Source organism: Pseudomonas sp. GW-45 (genome assembly GCF_056896675.1).
This window is the reverse complement of the sequence record NZ_CM167674.1, coordinates 3,848,954-3,869,277: the sequence shown is the minus strand read 5'-3', so window position 1 is coordinate 3,869,277 and position 20,324 is coordinate 3,848,954. Positions and strand designations below refer to the sequence as shown.

Below are 20,324 nucleotides of genomic sequence, written 5' to 3'. Positions count from 1 at the left end.
AATCCCTGCAACTAGCGTGAATGGTCGGGTCTAGTGGCCCGCGCGAAGGGCACCAAGGCCCAGGTAAAAGCCAGACCCAGCAAACAGGTCAGGCCAAGAAAGTGCAGCGCTGGCGTGGCGCTGAAGGCCAGCAAGCCAAACGCCAACAGGCTGGAAGCACAGGACAAACTGATCGCCAACCAGGCAGCATCGCTGTCGGGCTCCTGCGCACTGAAGATGCCTGCATCCAAACCTATCCCCAACACCAGCAACAGCCCCAGCAGGTGGAACAGACCTACCCCGCCGGTTAGCGCCAGGCATCCCAACGTGAGCAACACAGCGCCCAAAGGCGGCAGCAAGGCACGCCATGCTGCCGTGCGAAAGCGCCAGCACAACAACAAACTCAAGATCACGGCAGCTACCGCCAGCCAGCTTGCCATGCTGTGCGCTAACCGCGCCAGCTGTGCTGACAGCGCGGCGACCCGGTCGTGATAAATCACATCATCAGCTTCAGCCAGTTGCTGCAATGCCACCGCGCCCGCCGCTGTTGTATCGCCCAGCGCGACCACGGCAACCCAGACTCCGTCAGGTTGTGCACCGAGCCAAAGCGCGGCATCCGCAGCTCCCTCAGCAGACTCCAACCACTGCGCGGGCTGCAGCAAAGGCGCATTATCGAGTGCCGTCAGTGCCTGTTGCTGCAGCCGTTCGGGCAGTCCGCTGGCCGCCCGAAGCTCAGGTAGTAACTGGCTATAACGCTCACGCACCTCATCGTGCGCCTGCTGCTGACGCGTCAGCGAGGGCAAGTGCCGCGCAGGATGCTGATAAACCGCGAGGTCATTCGCAGTTTTTAATCGTTGAAGTGCTGGGTCGAGACCTTCCAAACGCCGCAACAGCGCCTGCTCATCCGCCGCGCGAACCAGTAGATAACGGCTGCCACTGGGTTGCTGCAGCAGCGTCTGCACCTGTTGCTGCTCTTGAATCAGCTCAGCCGGAGATGGGTTTAGTTGCTGCAGGCTATTGTTGAACTGCAACCTGCTGAATATCAGAACAAGCGCCGCCAACATCAACAGCGCCAACAGAATCCATGGCCAGCGTTGCCCGCTGCGCAAGCGCATCGGTGCCAGCGTCGTCGCCAGACGCGCCGTCGCAGGGTGCGCAGACAAAGGCCAGCGAGCCAACCAGAGACGCACCGTGAGCCAGGCACCGAGCAGACCCAGCGCTGCAAAACAGGCCATTTGTCGCAACCCCGGCATGGGCGTGATCAGCTGCACCAGGTACGCAATGAGCGTCGAGAGTAACCCCAGCAGCAGTGCCGACCAAAACTGCCGGCTTGGCTGCGCGGCCACCAGCTGACGCTGACATTGCAGATGCAGTGCGTAGTCCACCGCGATGCCGATGATGCTCACGCCGAATACCAGTGTCAGCAGGTTTACCCCGCCAAACAGCAGACCGGTCAGCGGCAGCGCCAGCAGCAAACCGCAAGCCACCGGCACCAGCAACTGAACCAGCGTGCGCAAGCGCCGGAATACCCACCAGAACAACAGACACAGACCCAGCAATGACGCCAACCCCAGACTCGACATCTCGCGTTGCGCCTGCGCGGCACCGGCAGCTGCGTGAAATATCAAACCCGAGCGCAACAGCTGCGCCTGCGGGTGCTGCGCATGAAACTCAGCCAGACTCGCCGTCAGCTGCTGCTGTGTTGCCAGCTGATAAGGGCTGCCCGTCACCTGACCGCTGACTAACGCCCACAGCTGATCCTCGTCACGCAAAGTAGGTATGCCATCGCGTAGCGTCAGCGCACCGTTAAAGCGCTCGCCTAGCCAGCTATCGAGCAAGCCGAAAGGATCTTGTACTAGCGTCTCAGTGCCGCCGGGTAACAACAGGCGGGTCAGTGCGCGCTTGAGCCACTGGCGGTTGTCTGCGCTGCCGAGACTGTCGCTGAGCAAGCCATAACGGTAAGGCGATAAGGTTTTATCAGGCCGGAGCATCGTCTGCGCGGAGCTTAGATTGGCCTCTCGCAGCAAGGCTTGCAGTACCTTCGCGGATTGCACCGCATTAGGTCCGCCAACCAGAACCACAAACTGATTCTCAAAGGCCGCAGATAACTGTTGATCAGCCTGCTGTAGAAGGCTGCTTTGGTCGCTGGCTGGTAATAGCGCGGTGATGCGCGTATCCCAAAAATCTGCTTGCCGCAGCTGCGTGAACAGCAAAGCGGCACAGGCCAGCAGCACCAGCGTCCATAGCCAGGCCCAGATGCGCTGCGTCACGGCGTGTTGCTATCGCCGGGCAGCGCCGCGCAATCGGTCGGGCTGAGTTGCAACGTCATGCGATCACCGGAAACAAAATCAATCTGCAGTTGCTCAACCTGTTCTCCACCGCTTACCTGCAGCTGCTTTAAGCGCTCAGCCACCAGTTTGTCTGTGGGTGCCAACTCGGCCTGCCAGGCATTCAACTCGCCGCTCAAATCCAGCGAAAAATGCTGTTGCAGTGCGGCCCAATCGCCGCCCAACAAGCCGTTCAATACTGGCAAGATGGCCTGATAGGCCAGCGGCATGTCAGGGTTGTCTGCACTCAATACCAAGCGGCTGTCGATAGGTGTCAGGGTGTGCCACACCAGACCCTCTTCGGTGCGCTGGAAATAACCATCGCTCTCAAGCTCGGCCTCCAAATCAGCTAACCAACGAGTCTGTGCAAAGTGACTGCATTGCGGGCTGCTTTCTGCAAGCTGTGCGCCCAACGTCGCGCTATCCAGAGCTGCTAGAACCGGAAAACTAAACAGCATCGAAAATAGCAGCAGTAAGCGGTGCATCAGACTTGCCTCTGTTGCCAAGCAACAATTTTTTCGCGCAGCACCGCAGGCGACTCCAGCCGCATCTCGCGGTCTTCAACGCCAACGGCGACTTGCACCGTCCAGGCACGGTTGAGTCGCTTGCGCGTGGCTGAGTCACGAATCGTGTAATCAATCTTCAAGCGGTTCTCCCACTCAGTCAGCCGCGCTTCAATGGCGATCTCTTGAGTGAAAATCGCTGGCGCTACATAGCGCAGACGCATGTCGATCACCGGCCAACCGAAGCCGGATTCGCGCATGTCGTTATAGTCGTAATCCAGCGCTTCCAGCAAGGCGCAGCGGGCAATCTCCAGATAGCGCACATAGTGGCCGTGCCACACGATCTGCATCATATCCACATCATGAAATGGGATAGTCAGACAGATTTCGGCGCTGGGTAGCGGATGTTCAGCCGGCGTCATAGAGGCTCCAGTGGCGTTGCGTTATCAGGTGGCACAGGCGGCGCAGGTCAGCTTCCAGCGCCCGATCCTCCCCCAGCGCCGCAAACTGCTTGCGGCATTCTGCAACAAAGCTGGCTAACTGTGTGGGTAGCGGTGCAGCATCTTCCATCTGACTACGCTGCTCAACGCCCTGACAGACTGCATGCAGCATCGCCGCCGCTACCTGTTCGACTAGCGTTAGCACCCTTAGTGCATCGCGCGCAGCGATAGTGCCCATGCTGACCTTGTCCTGATTGTGGCACTCCGTGGAGCGCGAAAATACGCTAGCTGGCATGGTCAACTTAAGCGCCTCAGCGGTCCAGGCCGACGCACCGATTTGCACCGCCTTGTACCCATGATTAAGCGGCGCGCGTTCTGCACTGGCACCGCTCAAGTTGGCTGGCAGGCCATGGCTGAAGCGGGTATCCACCAGCTGTGCCAACTGCCGGTCCAAGAGGTCGGCAAGGTTGGCCACTGCCTGCTTCAGGCTATCCATAACAAAGGCCACGTGGCCGCCATAGAAGTGCCCCCCGTGCATGACTTTGCCGCCTTCCACATCGATTAGCGGATTATCGTTGGCGCTGTTCAGCTCGGTTTCCAAAAACTGCCGCCAGAACGGCAACGCATCAGCCACAACGCCAATCACATGCGGAGCGCAGCGAGTCGAATAGCGATCCTGCAAGCGCGGCGAATTACGTGGTGTTGCGGGCGCGTGCAAATCTTCGCGCAGCCGCGCGGCCACTTGCGCCTGCCCCGGATGCGGTTTGGCCTGAAACAGCGTTTCATCAAAGTGATAAGGATTGCCGTCCAGCGCATAAACGCTAAGTGCGGTGATGCGGGTACTCAGGCGCGCCAGATACTCGGTGCGCGCGAAGGCCAGCGCCGCCAATGCGGTCATCACCGCCGTGCCGTTCATCAGCGCCAAACCTTCCTTGGGCTTTAGCCGATAAGGCGTTAAACCGCGCTCGACAAACACCTCAGCGGTGGGGCGACGCTCGCCGCCAACCCAGACCTCACGTTCACCGCAGAGCACAGCGGCGAGATAGGAGAGCGGCGTGAGATCGCCACTGGCGCCCACCGAACCCTCTTCCGGGATCACCGGCATGACGTTTTCTTCTAACAGCCATACCAATCGTTCCAGTAGCTCCCAGCTCACCCCGGAATAGCCCCGACACAAAGACACCAGCCGCACCATTACCACCGCGCGGGCTGACTCTTCTGAGAGCGCCTGACCCAGGCCACAGCCGTGGAAGGTGTACAAATGCTGCGGTAGTTCGCCGAGCATCTCGGGCGGTACTGCACGGGTGCAGGAGTCGCCGTAACCTGTGGTAACGCCGTAAATCACGCCGTCTTCTGCCAGCAATTGCTCCAGAAAACGGTTACCGGCGCTGATACGTTCACGGAACGCCGGCACGGAGGACAGCACAACTCGGCACCGGCCTTCAGCAACTGCTAGCACCTGTTCCAGGCTGACCGGCGTGCCGTCCAGCTGCAAGCATTCGAGTGCGGTATCAGTATTAGGTGTCATCAGACTCATGGGCATCGGCTAACCAAAAAGGAAAAAAGTTGTACCACTGCAGTGGCTGCTTGCGCACCCAAACGGCCAGCGTGTCCGCGTAGCGCTGCATGGCATCCGCCAGCCACTGCTCGCGCGCTTTACGCTGCAACTGGCGGGTATCGTCAAATTCGGCAAACTCGATATGAAAGCGCTCGTCCACCCGCATGCACGACAGGGTATAGAGCGGACAACGCAGCAAGGCAGCCAGCCAGAAAGGGCCTTCCGGGAAGGTGGCCGGGGCGCCAAGAAATGTCAGCTCTCGCTGCCGGCCACCATTGACCGGGGGGCGATCAGCGGCAATCACCACAAAGCCGCCAGCAGCGATTCGCTCGGTCAGCATCTGTGCAGTGGCCGGGGTGATCTCCGTGACTTCGAGTATCTGTGGGCGCGGCCGGCCGGTGACTTGCTCCAGCAGTTGATTGAACTTGCCGGCGTTGCGGGTGTGCATCAGTACCAGTAAATCAAGGCTGGGATGTCGCTCGGCCATGGCATTGGCGATATCCAGATTGCCATGGTGAGCGACCAGCACCACGCCACCCTGTCCGCCATCCAAAGCGCGGGCAAAACGCGCTACGCCATCACCCGACAAGCGCGCGTCCTCAACCGGAGCGCTCCAGCCCTCAACCTTATCCATCAATGTATTGCCGAAGCTCATAAAGTGCTGAAAGCTACGCCAGTAAAGCCGCACCGGCTGGGCTGCCAGCGCAGGTTCAAGCCGCCGCCAATAGGCGCACGAGGCGCACCGCGCGGTGCCGTGGCTGACGAAATACCAAAGCATCACCGGCCAGAGCACCAGTTGAAATGGCCAGCGCCCCAGATGGCGCTGAATCCATACCAGCACTTGCATGCCAAGCAAGGTGCCGCGCTCACCCATCTGCGCCCAGTGCTGGTTCATTTTGACGCCCCGAGACGCAAATACCGCAGCGCCCAGCCCGGCGCGCGGCGCAACATGCCGAAAAACAGCCGCGCGTGCATCGCCGAGATGTGCAGATTGTCGCGCCACAGGTTGAAGTGGCTTACGCCACCTTCCGGATAATGCACATGTACGGGCAAGTTGATTACCGAGCCGCGCTGCCAATGCCAGCGCACCAGCACTTCGGTATCAAAGGCCATGCGATCACCGCAGCCATGCTTTACCAGCATGGGATTGACCGCACTCAACGGATAGATACGCGCGCCGCACATGGAGTCGCGAATATCCAGCGACAGGGTGTTGATCCAGACCCAGATATGGGTCGCGTAGCGGCCATAGAAACGCAAGCGAGATACGCTGTCGTCGTAGTGCGGATAGCCGATTACCAGTGCTTTGGGCTGCGCCCGCATAGCAGACAAAAAGCTCGGCAGATCATCCAGCGCGTGCTGACCGTCGGCATCTACCTGCAGCGCATGGCTGTAACCCAGTTGCTCGGCGTAGGCCAAACCAGCGCGCACCGCAGCGCCCTTGCCGCGATTCTCGGGCAGCCGCAACAGTTGATTACCCGCTGCCTGCAACGCATCCAGCACTGCGGCACATTCGGCATCGCTACCGTCATCTACCAGCAGCACCGGCAAGCCAAGCCCGCGCAGCTGATGGCAAACATCGGCTATGGTGCCCGGATGGTTATACACCGGGACTAGCGCGCAGGGAGTCGGCATGGCGTCATTCATGCGTGATCCTCAACCTGCGGAGCGAAGCGCGCCGTGGCCGTACAATGACGCCCTACCGCTGATTCCAGAGTGAAGCTCACCGCGTCGGGTTTACGCACCAACGTCAGTTGAAAGCGCATGCCAGGACGCAGCATGCTTTGAAATTTCAGTCGTTCCAGCCGCCGAAAGCTACCCAGCGCGCCAAAGCTACGCTCAGCGGTCTGCAACGCCCATTGAATCATCACTACACCCGGTACCAGCGGAAAACTATCGAAATGCCCACGTAGATACGCCAGCCGTTCGGGCACCTCGAAGCTGTGCCGACAGTGTTCAGCATCCTGCCACTGTTCACCGAGCCAACGCGGCTGACGGTCATCGTCTAAGTCGGCAAACAAACGTGCGATCAGCGTTCGATCCAGCTTGCCCTGCGCATTACTGGGCAGTTGTTCGACAAAGCGCCAGTAACGCGGCAACGCCACGCGCTCGAGTTGATCGGCCAGCGCCGCCCGCAGTCGCTCGGTCAGCGCGCGGCGCGCGGCGTGCTCCTGCGGTAGCGCCTGGGCTGTCAACGCAACCACCACACCCAAACGACCATCAGCTCGACCGGGATCGACACAGCGCACTGCCTCCACTTCCGGTAGCTGCAGCAGGCGTTGCTCAATCTGTTCCAGCGAAACGCGTTTGCCTGCGACCTTAGCTACCCGGTCGCCGCGTCCCAAGAGGACAAAGCCGTCATCGCGAGCGGCGACCCGGTCCGCCTGCCGCCAGCCCAATTGCGGCTGCTCCAGAAAGGCGGAGTGCAACACCAAAGCATCATCGTCGATGTGCCAGTCAACACCGGGCAGCGGCTGCCACACCACCGACTGCGTCTGTTGCCGCCAGGCAATGCCGCCGGTTTCAGTGCTGCCGTAGATTTCGTTCACCGGCGCTTGTAGCAACTGCTCGGCCTGCGCCGCATGCTCTGATTGCAGTGGTGCGCCGGATGAGAAAATACGCCGAGGCGAGCCCGCAGCTAGCCAATCGATATGCGTCGGCAAACGCGACAAGGGTGCCGGCGAGCTAACGACCACTGCCGCCAGCCCTGCGGCCCGCGCTTCGGCCAGCCGCGCAGCCAGCACCTCGGGGTAGAGCGCATCACGGCCGCTGAAAGGCGCGCCAGCACAGAGCGGATGCAAGACACCTGCGAGCAAGCCATAAATATGTTGATGGCTAACCTGGGCAACCACCGCGCAATCAGCCAGCGGCCAGAGCGCCGCGTGCACAGCCAGCTCGCTATCGAGCTGATCAAAACGCTTGCTCAGGCGCACTGGCTGACCGGTGGAGCCGGAGGTATAAAGCACCAGCGCAATCTGCTGCGCCGCTAAGGCCACCGGGGGAGCTGATATAGCTTGGACGCTGCTCGGTGGGGTTGCGGGTAACTGTCCGTCCAGCTCGGCGGCGATTGCTTGCAGGGTTTCTGGCCGATCATCGGCGGGCAGCACCGCAACTCGGCCCGTATCCCATAACGCCAGCAAGGCGGCGGTGAATTGCAACGGATCGGGCTGATGCAGCAGCCACTGGCCGCTGGGCTGGTCAACCAGCCAATTGAGCCAGCGCTGACGTAACGCCAATATCGCGGCGTTGTCACACCAATGCGCTGGCAACGATACAGGGGCAGACGGCCGTAACCAGGGGCGTTGAACAAGAGGGGTGAAATTCATAAAGCCGTCCGGCGCACACGGCGGCGGCATAACCATTCCACCGCGAACATCAGCCCCATCAATAGATAGCTAATGCAGCCATTGTAGAGAGTCCAGGCCGCTAGATCCGCGTAAAGCGCCGTCCATGCAGCGATACCGCCATTAACGATAAAGAACCCGCACCACGCCCAGGTGACCTTACGCGTGTAACGCACGCCTTCAGGTGGCAGGTCGGGCTCCTGTAAGCGCGCCAGGCGCTCAATGATCGGCATGCCCTGAAACAGACTACCAGCAAACACCGCCAACAGAATCAAGCTGACTGCCACCGGATAAGCGCGCATACCCAGCTCTGCCTCACCCAGCAAGCCCAATAGCAGCAACACCGCGGCCGCCACCATAGCCAGCGGGCGGGCCTGTGGCAGGCGCCAAACCAGCAGCAGCGCGCCAACCAACAGCAACCAGCCGCTGTGAATGCGGCCATGCAATGCGTAAACCGCAAACGGCCAGGCAATCAAGGCGAGCATCCCAGCCCATTTCAGCATCCGATAAGACATTGTCAGGGCTGCATGATGCGATCGACAGCGTTGACCACGTCGTCGATGGTGCGTACCGACTTGAAGTCTTCCGGGTTCAACCTCTTGCCGGTGTAGCGCTTCAGCTCTACTACCAGATCAACCGCGTCGATACTGTCGATATCCAGATCTTCATACAAACGCGCGTCCGGGGTGATCTCGTCTGCGTCCAGTTCAAACAGCTCGACTAGAGTTTTGCGCACCTGCGCAAAGGTCGCCTCGCGACTGGTTGATTCAACTGACACGGCGTTGCTCCACGAGCGCTTGCAGGGCATTCAGGCTGGTGAAATGTTGACGGGTTTCTTCCGCTTCAGCGTCCAGCTTAATGCCATAGTGCTTCTGCAGAGCCAGACCGATTTCCAGCGCGTCGATCGAATCCAGGCCCAGACCTTCGCCGAATAGCGGCGCGTCGGGCTCAATGTCGTCGGGGGTAATGTCTTCGAGCTCAAGCGTTTCGATAATCATCCGCTTCAGTTCCAGCGACAAATTTTGGGTCTCGCTCATGCCTGAAATGCTCCAGTTCCTTATTGAAATAGTCACTCAACCAGTGGGTCAAGTGCCTGGCCTGCTGTCCTGCAGGTTGTTGTTCATCCCTGTTCACCGGCAGATCATCCAATACGCGCAAATGCATTTGGATGCGGCTCGGCGGGATATGATACCAAGGCTCGCCCTTGGTCAGGGTAGTAGGTGTGCAATCAATCAACACCGGGGTGATTGCGGTATGACTACGCAGTGCAATATTAGCGCCGCCACGACGAAATTTGACCGCACGCTGCGGCGAAGTGCGCGTACCTTCGGGAAACAAGATCAACGACTTGCCCTGTGCCAAACTGCGCTGCGCTGCGGCCAATACCGCTTCCGGGTCGTTGGTGGTGATGTAACCGGCCATGCGGATCGGCCCACGGGTGAAGGGGTTGCGTGCCAGCGCGCCGTTCACGATGCAATCTACCTCGCCGGTATAGGCCACCAGATAAATCACATCAATCAGTGATGGGTGGTTGGCCAGTACCAGCAAGCCAGGCCGCTGCAGCTTTTCAAGCCCATCAATCCGGTAATCAGCAACGCCCATTATTTTCATCAAGCCAATAAAAGCCCGAAAACTCTGCTGAATCAGCCGCCGTGCAGCGCACTGGCGACGTTGCGGGTCGCGCACCAGCATCAGTAACAGCGGCGCAGCAAACAACCCCAGCAGCATGCCACCGATGCCAAAAGCGCTAAACGACAGTGCCGTGCCAAACCCCCGCCACAGGCGGTCCAACTGCTTGATCACGCCAGACTCCAGCGCTGCCGTGCCTGCAACTCGCCGCCATGCGCCAACCAGCGCGCCACATCCAATGGCGTGGGTTCAGCGCGTTCGCCGGTCGCCTCTGCCTTCAGCTGGCGGCCGTGCCGAAGCGACAATCGCAAACCCACACAACTAGCGCCAGAAGAACCGACACCCTGCGCCTGGAAGGCGTCCGGCATAGCGCCATCGGAGAATATCGCCAGAACGGCTTCATGGCCCTCGAGTAAATAACCGGCAGCCTCCAGCAGCATCGCATCAAGCTCTTCACCGCAAGCGGCCAGCGCTTGCATCGAGCGCGTATTATTGCGCGCAATCGAGTGCACACCGAGTACCGCGTTATGGACCGACATAGAAAACTTGGCGGGAGATAAAGGCTCGTTGGCGGCCAATGCCTGCAACATGGCCAGCGAGCTTTTCACGTCACCGTGGCGGGATGCATGCACAATCGGGTAGGTCTGCTCGGGATCGAGCAGCGTCAGCACGTCGTTGACCGCGCGCCCCGTGGCATCCAGTCGTCGGCGTAACATTGCCGGCAGCGGCGGCTCAGGTCCCTGACGACAACTCAGGTCATGATGGCTATCAAGCATAAAATGCATCTCGTCGGCACTCCAGGCCAGCCAATCTTCCAGCAACAGGTTCATCATGCGTTATTGTTTTCATTACGCCGCAGAGGGGGGCATTCTACGGTCGGTGACAGTTTGGTCAAGCTTCTACGTGTTGCACTGCGCCCCCCTATTATTGCGCGCTGCGCAGAGACCCAAGCCCAAGCACTATTTATATCAGAGTTCGCCACCCGCTCATGCTTTTGCCGACGGAGCGCATAGCGTTTACGCCAACCAGGTCAAATAATGGCACAATGATCTCAAAAGAGCGCAGCAGACACCAGCCTGTAGGGTCTAGACTAGAGGCAATTGGTAGCACGCAATGTCGTCACCCGGGAAACAACATGATCAGCTATAACAAAAGACGCTTTCTTATCGTCGATGATTTCTCCGATTTCCGCGCCTCGGTCAAAGGCATGCTTAGTCAAATGGCCGCACAACACATCGATATGGCTGCCAATGGCGAAGAAGCTATCAGTCTGTGCCGTGAACAGCAGTACGACATCATTTTGCACGACTACAACCTGGGCGAAGGCAAGAACGGCCAGCAGGTACTGGAAGAGCTGCATCATGCCGGCCTGATCAGCCCGCAGTGTATCTTCGTCATGGTCACCGCCGAGAGCAGTCAGGCGATGGTAATGGCCGCGCTGGAATTCGAGCCCGACGCCTATCTGACCAAACCTTTCACCCGCGCCAGTCTGCAGCAGCGATTGGATAGACTGGTCGAGCGCAAGGTTGCCCTGCAACCGATACTCGCGCCCTTGACCAAGCAGCAGTACGGCGCCGTGCTGCAGGCCTGCGAGCAGATCATCGCCAGCCAGCCACGCTACGCACCACTGTGCCAACGTTACAAGGCGGACGCGCTGAAAACCCTTGGTCTGCACGAAGACCTTGAAGCCCAACTACAGAGCCTGTTAGCCGACCGCCCAATGCCGTGGGCGCTCAACATGCTAGCCAACCACTGGCTGGAGATTGGCAATCTTGAACAAGCCGAGACGTTGCTGGAGCAAGGCATCAGCCAGTTTCCAATGCTCCCCGCGCTGTTTGATGCGCTGTCGCAAGTCAAGCTAGCCAAAGGAGAGTTGCTGAAGGCACAGGTATTTCTCGAACAGGCCGTGAAAATTTCGCCGAACAACTCGCAGCGGCAAGCCCAACTAGGCAAGCTGGCGCGCGCCAACCATGACCCGGACCGCGCGGTGCGCGCGTACCGCCAAGCGGTCAACCTGGGCCGCCACTCACAGTTTCGCGACCCCGAGGCTCACCTGAATCTGGCCGGCAGCCTGCAGGATCAAGCCGGCGACGCCGCACCCTCCCCCAAGGCGATGCTCGAAATCCGGCAGACCCTGGGTGACGTAAGCAAAGGCTGGCGGCACGACCCAGGCCTGACCGCACGAGCCGATCTGGTCCAAGCCAAAAGCCTGGTCAAATCCGGCAAGCAAGTTGAGGCCGATGAACTGGTGCGCAACGCCAGCCGCAAACTAGGCAAGATGGACACTTTTTTCACCGCCGCGGCGGCGCTGGAAGTCGCCAGCCAGCTGCGCGAGCTGGGCCAGCCTGAGCAGGCCGACACGCTGCTTGGCACCTGCGCTGAGATGTACGGTGACGATCCCAAGATCATGGCCGGCATCGCCGAGCAGACCACCAACCCAGCGATTCTCCAAGCCGGTGAGCAGGCGCAAGCGCAAAACCGCGAAGGCATTCGGCTATACCAGCAGCAGCAATACCCCGCCGCACTCGACAGCTTTCGCGCCGCACAAGCGCTGCAGCCGCGCAACATCAGCTTTGCCTTAAATACCGCGCAGTCACTGCTACGCTTGCTGTTAACCGAGCCAACCGACGAGCTGCGCGAAGAATGCTTGGCCTGTCTCGATCAGTTGCGCAGCATGCCCAGTTCAGACCACCGCCACGAGCGTTACCGCAAGCTGTGCGAGCGCGTGGAGTCGCTATGAATCGCTCAGGACAAGACCCAGAGGACGATAAGGGGCTGGGCTTTTCCACCGTCATCGCCTCTACCGTGCACGACATGAAAAACTCGCTGGGCATGCTGATGCAGGCCCACGCCGAGCTGGCCGCCAAGCTACCACCGGAGCTAAGCAACAGCCGCGAGCAAGGCATCATCGAATACGAGTCCATGCGATTGAACGGCATGCTCGTGCAAATGCTCGGTCTCTACAAACTCGGCGTAGACCAACTACCGCTGCAGCCGGTGCACATTGAAGTCGAAGATTTCTTTCAGGCCGCGCTAGCGCGTCATCAAGACATTCTGCGCTCACGCCAAATTCAGAGTAGTTACGACATCGCCGAAGAAGGCTTGATGGGCTTTTTTGATGCCGAGCTGGTCGATTCGGTCGTCAGCAACGTCATCAACAACTCGATTCGCTACGCACAAAACGCTGTGCATCTGCGTGCTTGGGTCGAGCAGAAACAGTTGGTCATAGCCATCAGTGACGACGGCCAGGGTTACCCCGAACGCATGATTGAAGCTCAATCCGATTACGTACTGGGCATCAACATGACCAGCGGCAGCACCGGGCTGGGTCTGTATTTCGGCGCGCGCATCGCCGAACGGCACCAGCGTGATGGCGTTTTCGGGCACATCGAGATCAGCAACAATAGTGCGTTGGGGGGCGGGGAGTTTCGTATTTATTTGCCGTGATGGCTTGTTGCTGACGACTGCACAGTAGGTCCGGCTGGATCAAAAAAGATTGCGGTGCGATCCTCAACATCTCATTTGTTTAGCTGATTTTTGCTTTTCGCCTTTAGGCGAGCCGGGCTAAAGCCTGCCGTTGTTTTTGCCCTTCTTAACGCATATACAAAACCAGTACACGGACCAGAAAGTCCCATCTGAGCGGGCGAGTAGCGCAGAGCTGCCGGGGAAAAGGTGCTCGCGGTGTCTGAGCGAAGCGAGTTTGCGAGTGCCCCCGGCAGATCGAGCAACGCAGCGAACCCGAAGGGCCGCGCAGCTGGGTGCCCTGGGGGATCGCCAAGGGGGCATGGGCAAGCATGCCCCCTTGGCTCGCCTAGAGGCGAAAAGCGGAAATGAGCTATAAACTCACGACAGTGGGAATACGTCGAAGCCCAACCTCAGCGCGGCATCATCCGCACACCATCCAGCTCACTCAACGGCTGCGGCCGGCCCAGATGGTAGCCTTGCGCGTAGTCCACACCTAGCTCGCGCAGCTGATCCAGGATGGCCTCGCTTTCAACAAATTCGGCGACGGTTTCCAGCCCCATCTCGTGCCCAATGGTATTGATTGACGACACCATGGCGCGGGCAATCGGATCGTTGGCAATATCTTTGACGAATACGCCGTCTATTTTCAGGTAGTCGACCGGCAGCGATTTTAAATAGGCAAACGACGATAGCCCTGAGCCAAAGTCATCCAATGCGAACATGCAGCCAATAGCCTTAAGTCGCTGCATAAAGCTGATGGCTTTGCCTAGATTGGCAATCGCGCTGGTCTCGGTGATTTCAAAACAGATATTTTGCGGTGGTACGGCGTGGCGCTCAATGGCCTCCAGCACAAAGCCCAGAAAGCTTTCTTCGACCAGCGACGCAGCCGATAAGTTGATCGAGTAGTTACCGATATCGCCCTCACGCCGACGGTGGTAGTCACCCACCCAAGCCAGAAAGTTGCCCACTACCCAGCGGTCGATGGCCGACGATAAATCATAACGCTCGGCAGCCGGCATAAAGGCCCCCGGAGGTATTATCCGCCCGTCTTCACCGAGCATCCGTACCAGCACTTCATAGCCAGGCTTGGCTTGTTGCTGGCTGATCGAATGGATGGGTTGCACATAGAGTCGGAATAAGTCCGCATCCAAGGCCTGGCGTAGGCGGTTAACCCAAAGCATTTCACCACGCCGCTCGAGCAACTGTGCATCGTCGGCCTGGTACAAATGAATACGGTTGCGCCCCGCTTCCTTGGCCGCGTAACAGGCGCTGTCTGCCGCGCTGAGCAGCACGTCCATGGTCGCCATTTGCTCTTCAATCGGCACTAGACCAATGCTGACCCCCACGGCAAAAGTCTTGTCTTGCCAGCTGAACCGAAACTCCTCCACCAGCGCGCGCATGCCATCCACAATGGGGATCGCCTCCTCCAGCGAGCAACCAGAGAGCAGTAGACCGAACTCGTCGCCACCCAAACGCGCCAGCACATCGCTGCTGCGGACATGGGACTGAAACAGCTTGGCAAGCTGACGCAGCAGCTCGTCACCGGCGGCGTGGCCACAGGTATCGTTAACGATTTTGAATTGATCCAGGTCCATGTAACAGAGCACCTGCTCACTGCGCTCGGCCGGCAACTTAGCCAAAGCCATCGCCACCCGACGCTCAAATTCTTTGCGGTTGGTCAATCCCGTCAGGGTATCGTGCGTGGCCTGATGTGACAGCTCACGCGCCAGCCGGCGATTAACCGTGACATCGCGAAAAGTCAGCACTGCACCAATAATATGACCTTCGGCATCGCGAATCGGCGCGACGGCGTCTTGAATGGTCACTTCGCTGCCATCACGCCGGCGCAACTGACACATTGGGCCCTCCTGCCTGGCCAGCGCCTGTCGGTAACGTCGCAATAGCGCGGTGACCGGATTACCTAATCGCTCATCGTTGGTTTCATCGTACAGGCAGTAAACGTCATCCAAGGAACGTCCGGCGGCCTCCTCATCATTCCAGCCGGTTAGTTGCTGCGCTACCGGGTTCAGATACCGAATACGACCATCGGGGCCAGTCGTAATCACGCCGTCACCAATCGAGGCCAGCGTGACCTGCGCCAGCATTTTCTCCTGAAACAACTGTTGCTCAATGCGCCGGCGCTCGGTTATGTCTCGAATCATGCAGGTGTAAACGTCATCGTCAAAAGCGCCGCGACTGACGGTTAGCTCAGCCACAAATTGATCATGCTCGTTGCGACTGAACAGTACTTCGCGCATCAACTCGCCGCCCGCTTCTGGCAGCGGCATACCCTGCCAGCTACGGTCCGCGACCAGGCGCCCTATCGGCTGTCCAATCAAAGCACCTGCGGGCATGCCGAACAGCCGCTCGGCGCCCGGATTACAACTCGCCAGTACGCCGTCAGAGCTGCAGGTCACCACGCCATCCCGGATATCTCGGATGATACTTTGGGTCATGCCAACCGCGCGGCGTAGCGCTCGAATTACCTTGTTATATTGCTCGGCAATCTGGCCCACCTCAGTAAAGGGCTCGACCGGCACATCACGCTGTAAGTCACCAGCGTGTTGGTGCGCCGCCATGGCCTCCAGCAACTCGATCAACTCGGTCCGCGCGCCATGCTCAGCGATATTCAAACCCACGCGCTCAGCCTCTGCCGTGACGCGCATTGGCCAGAAACGGTTGATGCCGCGCAGCAAGATCCAGGTCAAACCGAAGGCCCAAAGCGCAGCGATCAATACGCCTTCCAGCTGAGCAACAAATTGCTCCCAGCGGCTCAGCCCCGTGCCCAGCAATGTCAGATCACCAAACAGGGCCACCGCCAACGTGCCCCAAATACCGGCTGCGAGATGCACCGGCACCGCACCCACTGCGTCGTCGATGCGCAGATGCGTAAGCAGTCGGTCGGCCAGATACATCACCACCGCGCCACCCAGCCCGATCAGCAACGCAGCCCCGGCATCCACTACATGCGCCCCGGCGGTCACCGCTACCATGCCCGCGATCAAACCATTGAGCGGATAGACCGGGTCCACTAGCCGCCAGCGCAACCAGGACATCACCATGCCCCCCAGTGTGCCGGCGATCGCCGCCAACACGGTATTGGCAATAATCCCCGGCACCCGGCCATCAAACGCCAGCGCACTGCCGCCATTAAAACCAAACCAGCCAAACATCAACATCAGCCCACCGAGCATCGCCAGCGGAAGGTTAGATCCGGGCATGCTGCGACCTTCGCGCTCCTGTTCATAGCGGCCCTGGCGCGGACCCAGGATGAGGATGACAGCCAATGCGATCCAGCCACCGATACCGTGCACCACAGTTGAGCCCGCAAAGTCGACAAAGCCTCGGCTGGCCAGCCAGCCTTCACCTGCGCTAAAGCTACCACCCCATGCCCAGTGACCAAAAAATGGATAAATCAGACCCGCAGCAATCGCGGTTACCAGCAGATAGGCGCTAAAGCGCATACGTTCAGCCGCAGCGCCAGAAACAATAGTCGCCGCAGTGGTACAAAACATCGCCTGAAACAAAAAGAAGGCCGCCGGCCAAGTCTCGTTGAACGAGAGCATCGTAAGGCCCTCGCCAAACAGGCCGGTACCGCTAACACCGAACATCAAGCTGAAACCAAAGAGCCAATAGAGCAACACGGCAACGCCGAGGTCGGCCATGTTTTTGACCGCCACGTTGATCGCGTTCTTGCTGCGAGTCAGACCCGACTCCAGACAGAGGAAGCCGATCTGCATGTTGAATACCAGCCCAGCACAGAGCACAAGCCACAGAACATCAATCATAGACACGGGCATAGTCGATACCTGATCCGATCCGAAACTGGCACTTTGATAGCGCGTTAATTGTGTCAGCGCTCTATTTTCGAGCGCACGCAGCACAAAAAAAGCCCACATGGCTCAGGACGGTGCAAACGATGCAGGTTTTGTACCAAAAGGTGTCGAAACGACAGCAACTCGCTGCCATAAAACAGCAACGCGCGAGAAGAAGGTCAATCAAGGAAAGAAGAGGGTAGGCGGGAATTAACTGCAAATAACCAAAATTTAAATCACCGAGCGACCTTTAGGCCGCCCGGTGAACGTCAAAAGCGGGCAAATCAGTCAGCAATTTTGACCAATTGCTTACCGAAGTTCTTGCCGTTGAGCATGCCTTTGAAGGCTTCAACTGCGTTATCCAGACCTTCAGCAACGGTTTCACTGTACTTCAGCTCACCGGAAGCAACCTGGCCAGCCAGCAGCGCAGTGATTTCCTGATGCTTGTCCTGCCATTCGGTGACCAGGAAGAAACGATGCTCCGGCTTTGGATCAAGTGCGCCAAAGATGTGGAACGGCGTTTCAATCTTGCTTTGGTCTTCAGCGTTGTAAGCCGAAACGTAACCGCAAATCGGCACGCGAGCACCTGGATTGATCAGCTTGGCAACCGCCTTGGCAACCTCACCACCGACGTTTTCAAAGTAAACGTCGATGCCTTTAGGGCAGGCAGCAGCCAGATCAGCGTCCAGGTTACCGGCTTTGTAATCGATACAAGCGTCAAAGCCCAGCTCTTCAACCACATAGCGGCACTTGTCTGGACCACCGGCGATACCCACTACGTGGCAGCCTTCTTTCTTGGCAGTCTGACCAACTACGGTACCGACTGGACCGGAAGCCGCAGCAACGACAACAGTCTCGCCAGCTTTAGGCTTACCCACGTACATCAGGCCGCAATAGCCAGTGCGCCCAGGCATGCCCGCGACGCCAAGATACGCCTGCAGTGGAGCGCCCTGATCTTTGATCTTGTAGACCATAGGCGCGTCACCAGCAATGATGAAGTATTCCTGCCAGCCGGAATACACGGTGACCAGATCGCCAACGCTGTATTTGTCGGACTTGCTTTCAACTACGCGGCCGATGCTCTCACCGACGATAGGCGCGCCGATTTCAATCGGGTCCATATAGCCTTTGCTGTCGTTCATGCGTGGACGCATGTAAGGATCCAGTGACAGCCACAGAGTCTGAAGCAGCACTTCGCCATCTTTCAACGCACGTACCGGCTCTTCTTTGATGACCAGATCGCCATCCTTGATTTCGCCTTGAGGACGCTGGTTGAGTACCACTTTACGATTAGTATGGGCAGACATGATTGCCTCTCGCTATCAGGTGTATGGGCGGACAGATTGCCGCGAACTCGCCGATCATAAACCAGCAAGACGACAAGTCATGCCCTTCGAATGCACTATTCATCGCACTGATTGTTTGCCAATTGGCAAGCCGAAACGTCGGCTAGTATCCAACCGTCAGCCGATATCGCTGACTGCTAGCCCAGCTCCCGCACTGACCACTCGGTTGCGGCCGTAGGCTTTGCCCCGGTATAGCCGCTGATCGGCACAGCGATACAGTGCTTCAGGATCTGCGCCGTCTGCTGGCCACTGCACTACACCAAAGGTAGCCGATAACGGCACGCGCATGCCGTTGACCGCCAGCGGCCGATCAAACAACTGCTGCCGTAAGTCTTCAACCAACGTAGCCCCTGCCGCCAGGTCTGTGTTTAACAGTAGCAGACCGAATTCTTCGCCACCCAAACGACCAAGGTGGTCGGTCACTCGCAAGCGTTGCTGCAGCACAGTACACAAGTGCTGCAGGGCGCGATCACCCACCACGTGCCCCCAACTGTCATTTACCTGTTTGAAGTGATCAACATCCAGCAGTACCAGACAAAACGCTTGATGACTCCGCGCAGCCTCTTGCGCGGCCTGCGTAAACAGCTGCTGAAAACGCCCGCGATTGAGGACACCAGTCAGGGCGTCGGTTTCCGCTACGCGTTCAAGAATCCGTTGTGCCGACGCGCGGCGCGATTCATAAATGTGCACAAAAAGCATCAACAGAGCCCCGCAGAGCATCGCATTGCCTAGGTCGATCAAACCTGCGGCTTCGCGAATCTCGGCATAACGCCAGACATAGAGTGCTGCGGCCAACATCACGAAGGGCGCTGCCAACAGGAAGCCTGCGGTGCGCCCCAGCAGCAAATAAGACATGATGGGCACGAGATATATCCACACGAATGCAGTCTGCGACGCGTCCGGCATCACCATGATGTAAAGCAGGAAGCAAAAAGTAGGTAACAGATAAAGATAGGTCCAGGGTCTGAGATCGCGCACCTCGACTATCTTCCAGCCACCCCAGAGCAACAGCAGGCCGGCGGTTATTTCCGCTAGCGCCAGTAACAGGTTGTGATTGCTTAACTGCAGCATGGCAAAGCAACACAAGGTTAATCCCGTGGACAGGAATACCAAACGCAACAGGGCACGCTGATCAGCATCACCAAGCGCACTGCGCGCGGTAGCACGGGCCTCACTATCTTGCGTTCTGAATTTGGGGGGCATATCCCTCGCCTGCTGGGTTTTTAACCCACGTAGTGTAGTGTCGAACCGCCAACTAGCCAGCCCAACCTTCGAGCAAGTGCTGATCCTTGAGCCGCACATAGTTGTCGGCGGAGTAGCTGAAAAACGCTTTTTCTTTCTCGGTTAGCGCGCGTACTTGACGTGCGGGGCTGCCGACGTAGAGATAGCCGCTCACCAAGGTGCGGTTAGCAGGCACCAGACTACCGGCACCAACAATCACCTCATCCTCTACCACCGCGCCATCCATCACGATGCTGCCCATGCCAATCAATACCCGGTTGCCGATGCTGCAGCCGTGCAGCAGTACCTTGTGCCCAACAGTAACCTCATCGCCAATCAACAACGGATAACCATCAGGATTGAAGGGGCCGGCATGGGTGATGTGCAGCACGCTACCGTCCTGGATGCTGGTGCGTGAACCGATGCGAATGTGCAGCATGTCGCCGCGAATTACCGTCGCCGGCCACACCGAACAATCGTGGCCCAAGACTACATCACCCAAGACCACAGCAGAAGGATCGACAAACACGCCTTGTCCAAGCTGCGGAATCTTCTCGCCAAAGGGCCTCACATTCATGCTGGTAACCTCAATTTGCCTGTCTACCTGAAACTCTACGCCTTGAAATGACGCAGCCCAGCCCATAGATCATTGTTAATGACAGGTTTGGTCGACCATCTGGTCGCCTCGCCCTGCACC

The 20,324-nt window shown here is 58.7% G+C and carries 18 protein-coding genes; 2 read left to right on the top strand and 16 right to left on the bottom strand.

Features of this window, described 5'->3' with window-relative positions; genetic code table 11:
- Positions 1-11: 11 nt before the first annotated feature.
- From AC1XYH_RS18250 to AC1XYH_RS18195, 12 genes are read right to left on the bottom strand one after another with little or no spacing between them, the layout of a single operon-like run.
- Entirely contained in the window at positions 12-2,249 is a 2,238-nt protein-coding gene (locus AC1XYH_RS18250; protein WP_483324537.1) for an MMPL family transporter, read from the bottom strand.
- Positions 2,246-2,791, bottom strand: a complete 546-nt coding sequence (locus AC1XYH_RS18245) for a LolA-related protein (protein ID WP_483324536.1) — start codon at positions 2,789-2,791, stop codon at positions 2,246-2,248. Before AC1XYH_RS18245 ends, AC1XYH_RS18250 begins: the two co-directional genes overlap by 4 nt.
- Positions 2,791-3,231 (bottom strand): acyl-CoA thioesterase, encoded by a 441-nt coding sequence (locus tag AC1XYH_RS18240; protein ID WP_483324535.1) that lies wholly within the window; start codon positions 3,229-3,231, stop codon positions 2,791-2,793. Before AC1XYH_RS18240 ends, AC1XYH_RS18245 begins: the two co-directional genes overlap by 1 nt.
- The gene (locus AC1XYH_RS18235; protein ID WP_483324534.1) at positions 3,218-4,777 is read right to left on the bottom strand and encodes an HAL/PAL/TAL family ammonia-lyase; all 1,560 of its coding nucleotides are present in this window, start codon (positions 4,775-4,777) and stop codon (positions 3,218-3,220) included. The genes AC1XYH_RS18240 and AC1XYH_RS18235 overlap by 14 nt, the downstream gene beginning before the upstream one ends.
- Positions 4,767-5,702, bottom strand: coding sequence for an LpxL/LpxP family acyltransferase (locus AC1XYH_RS18230; RefSeq protein ID WP_483324533.1), 936 nt, complete (start codon positions 5,700-5,702; stop codon positions 4,767-4,769). The genes AC1XYH_RS18235 and AC1XYH_RS18230 overlap by 11 nt, the downstream gene beginning before the upstream one ends.
- On the bottom strand, positions 5,699-6,442 hold the full coding sequence (locus AC1XYH_RS18225) for a glycosyltransferase family 2 protein (protein WP_483326414.1): 744 nt from the start codon (positions 6,440-6,442) through the stop codon (positions 5,699-5,701). The genes AC1XYH_RS18230 and AC1XYH_RS18225 overlap by 4 nt, the downstream gene beginning before the upstream one ends.
- A gap of 8 nt (positions 6,443-6,450) precedes the next feature.
- Entirely contained in the window at positions 6,451-8,133 is a 1,683-nt protein-coding gene (locus tag AC1XYH_RS18220; protein WP_483324532.1) for an ApeI family dehydratase, read from the bottom strand.
- On the bottom strand, positions 8,130-8,666 hold the full coding sequence (locus AC1XYH_RS18215) for a COG4648 family protein (protein WP_483324531.1): 537 nt from the start codon (positions 8,664-8,666) through the stop codon (positions 8,130-8,132). Before AC1XYH_RS18215 ends, AC1XYH_RS18220 begins: the two co-directional genes overlap by 4 nt.
- Before the next feature lie 2 nt (positions 8,667-8,668).
- Positions 8,669-8,929 carry an acyl carrier protein gene (locus tag AC1XYH_RS18210; protein ID WP_483324530.1) on the bottom strand — a complete coding sequence of 87 codons (261 nt, stop codon included), beginning with the start codon at positions 8,927-8,929 and terminating at the stop codon, positions 8,669-8,671.
- Complete coding sequence (locus AC1XYH_RS18205) at positions 8,919-9,188, bottom strand: phosphopantetheine-binding protein (protein ID WP_483324529.1); 270 nt, start codon at positions 9,186-9,188, stop codon at positions 8,919-8,921. Before AC1XYH_RS18205 ends, AC1XYH_RS18210 begins: the two co-directional genes overlap by 11 nt.
- Positions 9,130-9,954, bottom strand: a complete 825-nt coding sequence (locus AC1XYH_RS18200) for a lysophospholipid acyltransferase family protein (protein ID WP_483324528.1) — start codon at positions 9,952-9,954, stop codon at positions 9,130-9,132. Before AC1XYH_RS18200 ends, AC1XYH_RS18205 begins: the two co-directional genes overlap by 59 nt.
- Complete coding sequence (locus tag AC1XYH_RS18195; protein ID WP_483324527.1) at positions 9,951-10,613, bottom strand: beta-ketoacyl synthase chain length factor; 663 nt, start codon at positions 10,611-10,613, stop codon at positions 9,951-9,953. The genes AC1XYH_RS18200 and AC1XYH_RS18195 overlap by 4 nt, the downstream gene beginning before the upstream one ends.
- Positions 10,614-10,915: 302 nt before the next feature.
- On the opposite strand from AC1XYH_RS18195, the gene AC1XYH_RS18190 reads away from it, so the two are divergent.
- Both AC1XYH_RS18190 and AC1XYH_RS18185 read left to right on the top strand, forming a co-directional pair.
- The gene (locus AC1XYH_RS18190; protein WP_483324526.1) at positions 10,916-12,520 is read left to right on the top strand and encodes a response regulator; all 1,605 of its coding nucleotides are present in this window, start codon (positions 10,916-10,918) and stop codon (positions 12,518-12,520) included.
- Positions 12,517-13,227, top strand: a complete 711-nt coding sequence (locus tag AC1XYH_RS18185) for a sensor histidine kinase (protein ID WP_483324525.1) — start codon at positions 12,517-12,519, stop codon at positions 13,225-13,227. Before AC1XYH_RS18190 ends, AC1XYH_RS18185 begins: the two co-directional genes overlap by 4 nt.
- A gap of 428 nt (positions 13,228-13,655) precedes the next feature.
- On the opposite strand, the gene amt is transcribed toward AC1XYH_RS18185, so the two are convergent.
- The 4 genes from amt to AC1XYH_RS18165 all read right to left on the bottom strand — a co-directional run bounded on the left by amt (position 13,656) and on the right by AC1XYH_RS18165 (position 20,204).
- Positions 13,656-17,045: an ammonium transporter gene (gene amt, locus AC1XYH_RS18180; protein ID WP_483324524.1), complete on the bottom strand. Its 3,390-nt coding sequence runs from the start codon at positions 17,043-17,045 to the stop codon at positions 13,656-13,658.
- Between the two features lie 299 nt (positions 17,046-17,344).
- Positions 17,345-18,367: an NADP-dependent oxidoreductase gene (locus AC1XYH_RS18175; protein ID WP_483324523.1), complete on the bottom strand. Its 1,023-nt coding sequence runs from the start codon at positions 18,365-18,367 to the stop codon at positions 17,345-17,347.
- A 156-nt stretch (positions 18,368-18,523) separates the two neighbouring features.
- Complete coding sequence (locus AC1XYH_RS18170; RefSeq protein WP_483324522.1) at positions 18,524-19,609, bottom strand: GGDEF domain-containing protein; 1,086 nt, start codon at positions 19,607-19,609, stop codon at positions 18,524-18,526.
- A gap of 52 nt (positions 19,610-19,661) precedes the next feature.
- Positions 19,662-20,204 carry a gamma carbonic anhydrase family protein gene (locus tag AC1XYH_RS18165; protein WP_483324521.1) on the bottom strand — a complete coding sequence of 181 codons (543 nt, stop codon included), beginning with the start codon at positions 20,202-20,204 and terminating at the stop codon, positions 19,662-19,664.
- Positions 20,205-20,324: the final 120 nt, after the last annotated feature.

Excerpts from the sequence above, each read along its gene's own strand:
- AC1XYH_RS18245 (WP_483324536.1), bottom strand. The coding sequence starts at position 2,791 with ATGCACCGCTTACTGCTGCTATTTTCGATGCTGTTTAGTTTTCCGGTT.
- AC1XYH_RS18240 (WP_483324535.1), bottom strand. The coding sequence starts at position 3,231 with ATGACGCCGGCTGAACATCCGCTACCCAGCGCCGAAATCTGTCTGACT.
- AC1XYH_RS18235 (WP_483324534.1), bottom strand. The coding sequence starts at position 4,777 with ATGACACCTAATACTGATACCGCACTCGAATGCTTGCAGCTGGACGGC.
- AC1XYH_RS18230 (WP_483324533.1), bottom strand. The coding sequence starts at position 5,702 with ATGAACCAGCACTGGGCGCAGATGGGTGAGCGCGGCACCTTGCTTGGC.
- AC1XYH_RS18225 (WP_483326414.1), bottom strand. The coding sequence starts at position 6,442 with ATGCCGACTCCCTGCGCGCTAGTCCCGGTGTATAACCATCCGGGCACC.
- AC1XYH_RS18220 (WP_483324532.1), bottom strand. The coding sequence starts at position 8,133 with ATGAATTTCACCCCTCTTGTTCAACGCCCCTGGTTACGGCCGTCTGCC.
- AC1XYH_RS18215 (WP_483324531.1), bottom strand. The coding sequence starts at position 8,666 with ATGTCTTATCGGATGCTGAAATGGGCTGGGATGCTCGCCTTGATTGCC.
- AC1XYH_RS18205 (WP_483324529.1), bottom strand. The coding sequence starts at position 9,188 with ATGAGCGAGACCCAAAATTTGTCGCTGGAACTGAAGCGGATGATTATC.
- AC1XYH_RS18195 (WP_483324527.1), bottom strand. The coding sequence starts at position 10,613 with ATGATGAACCTGTTGCTGGAAGATTGGCTGGCCTGGAGTGCCGACGAG.
- AC1XYH_RS18190 (WP_483324526.1), top strand. The coding sequence starts at position 10,916 with ATGATCAGCTATAACAAAAGACGCTTTCTTATCGTCGATGATTTCTCC.
- AC1XYH_RS18185 (WP_483324525.1), top strand. The coding sequence starts at position 12,517 with ATGAATCGCTCAGGACAAGACCCAGAGGACGATAAGGGGCTGGGCTTT.
- amt (WP_483324524.1), bottom strand. The coding sequence starts at position 17,045 with ATGCCCGTGTCTATGATTGATGTTCTGTGGCTTGTGCTCTGTGCTGGG.
- AC1XYH_RS18175 (WP_483324523.1), bottom strand. The coding sequence starts at position 18,367 with ATGTCTGCCCATACTAATCGTAAAGTGGTACTCAACCAGCGTCCTCAA.
- AC1XYH_RS18170 (WP_483324522.1), bottom strand. The coding sequence starts at position 19,609 with ATGCCCCCCAAATTCAGAACGCAAGATAGTGAGGCCCGTGCTACCGCG.
- AC1XYH_RS18165 (WP_483324521.1), bottom strand. The coding sequence starts at position 20,204 with ATGAATGTGAGGCCCTTTGGCGAGAAGATTCCGCAGCTTGGACAAGGC.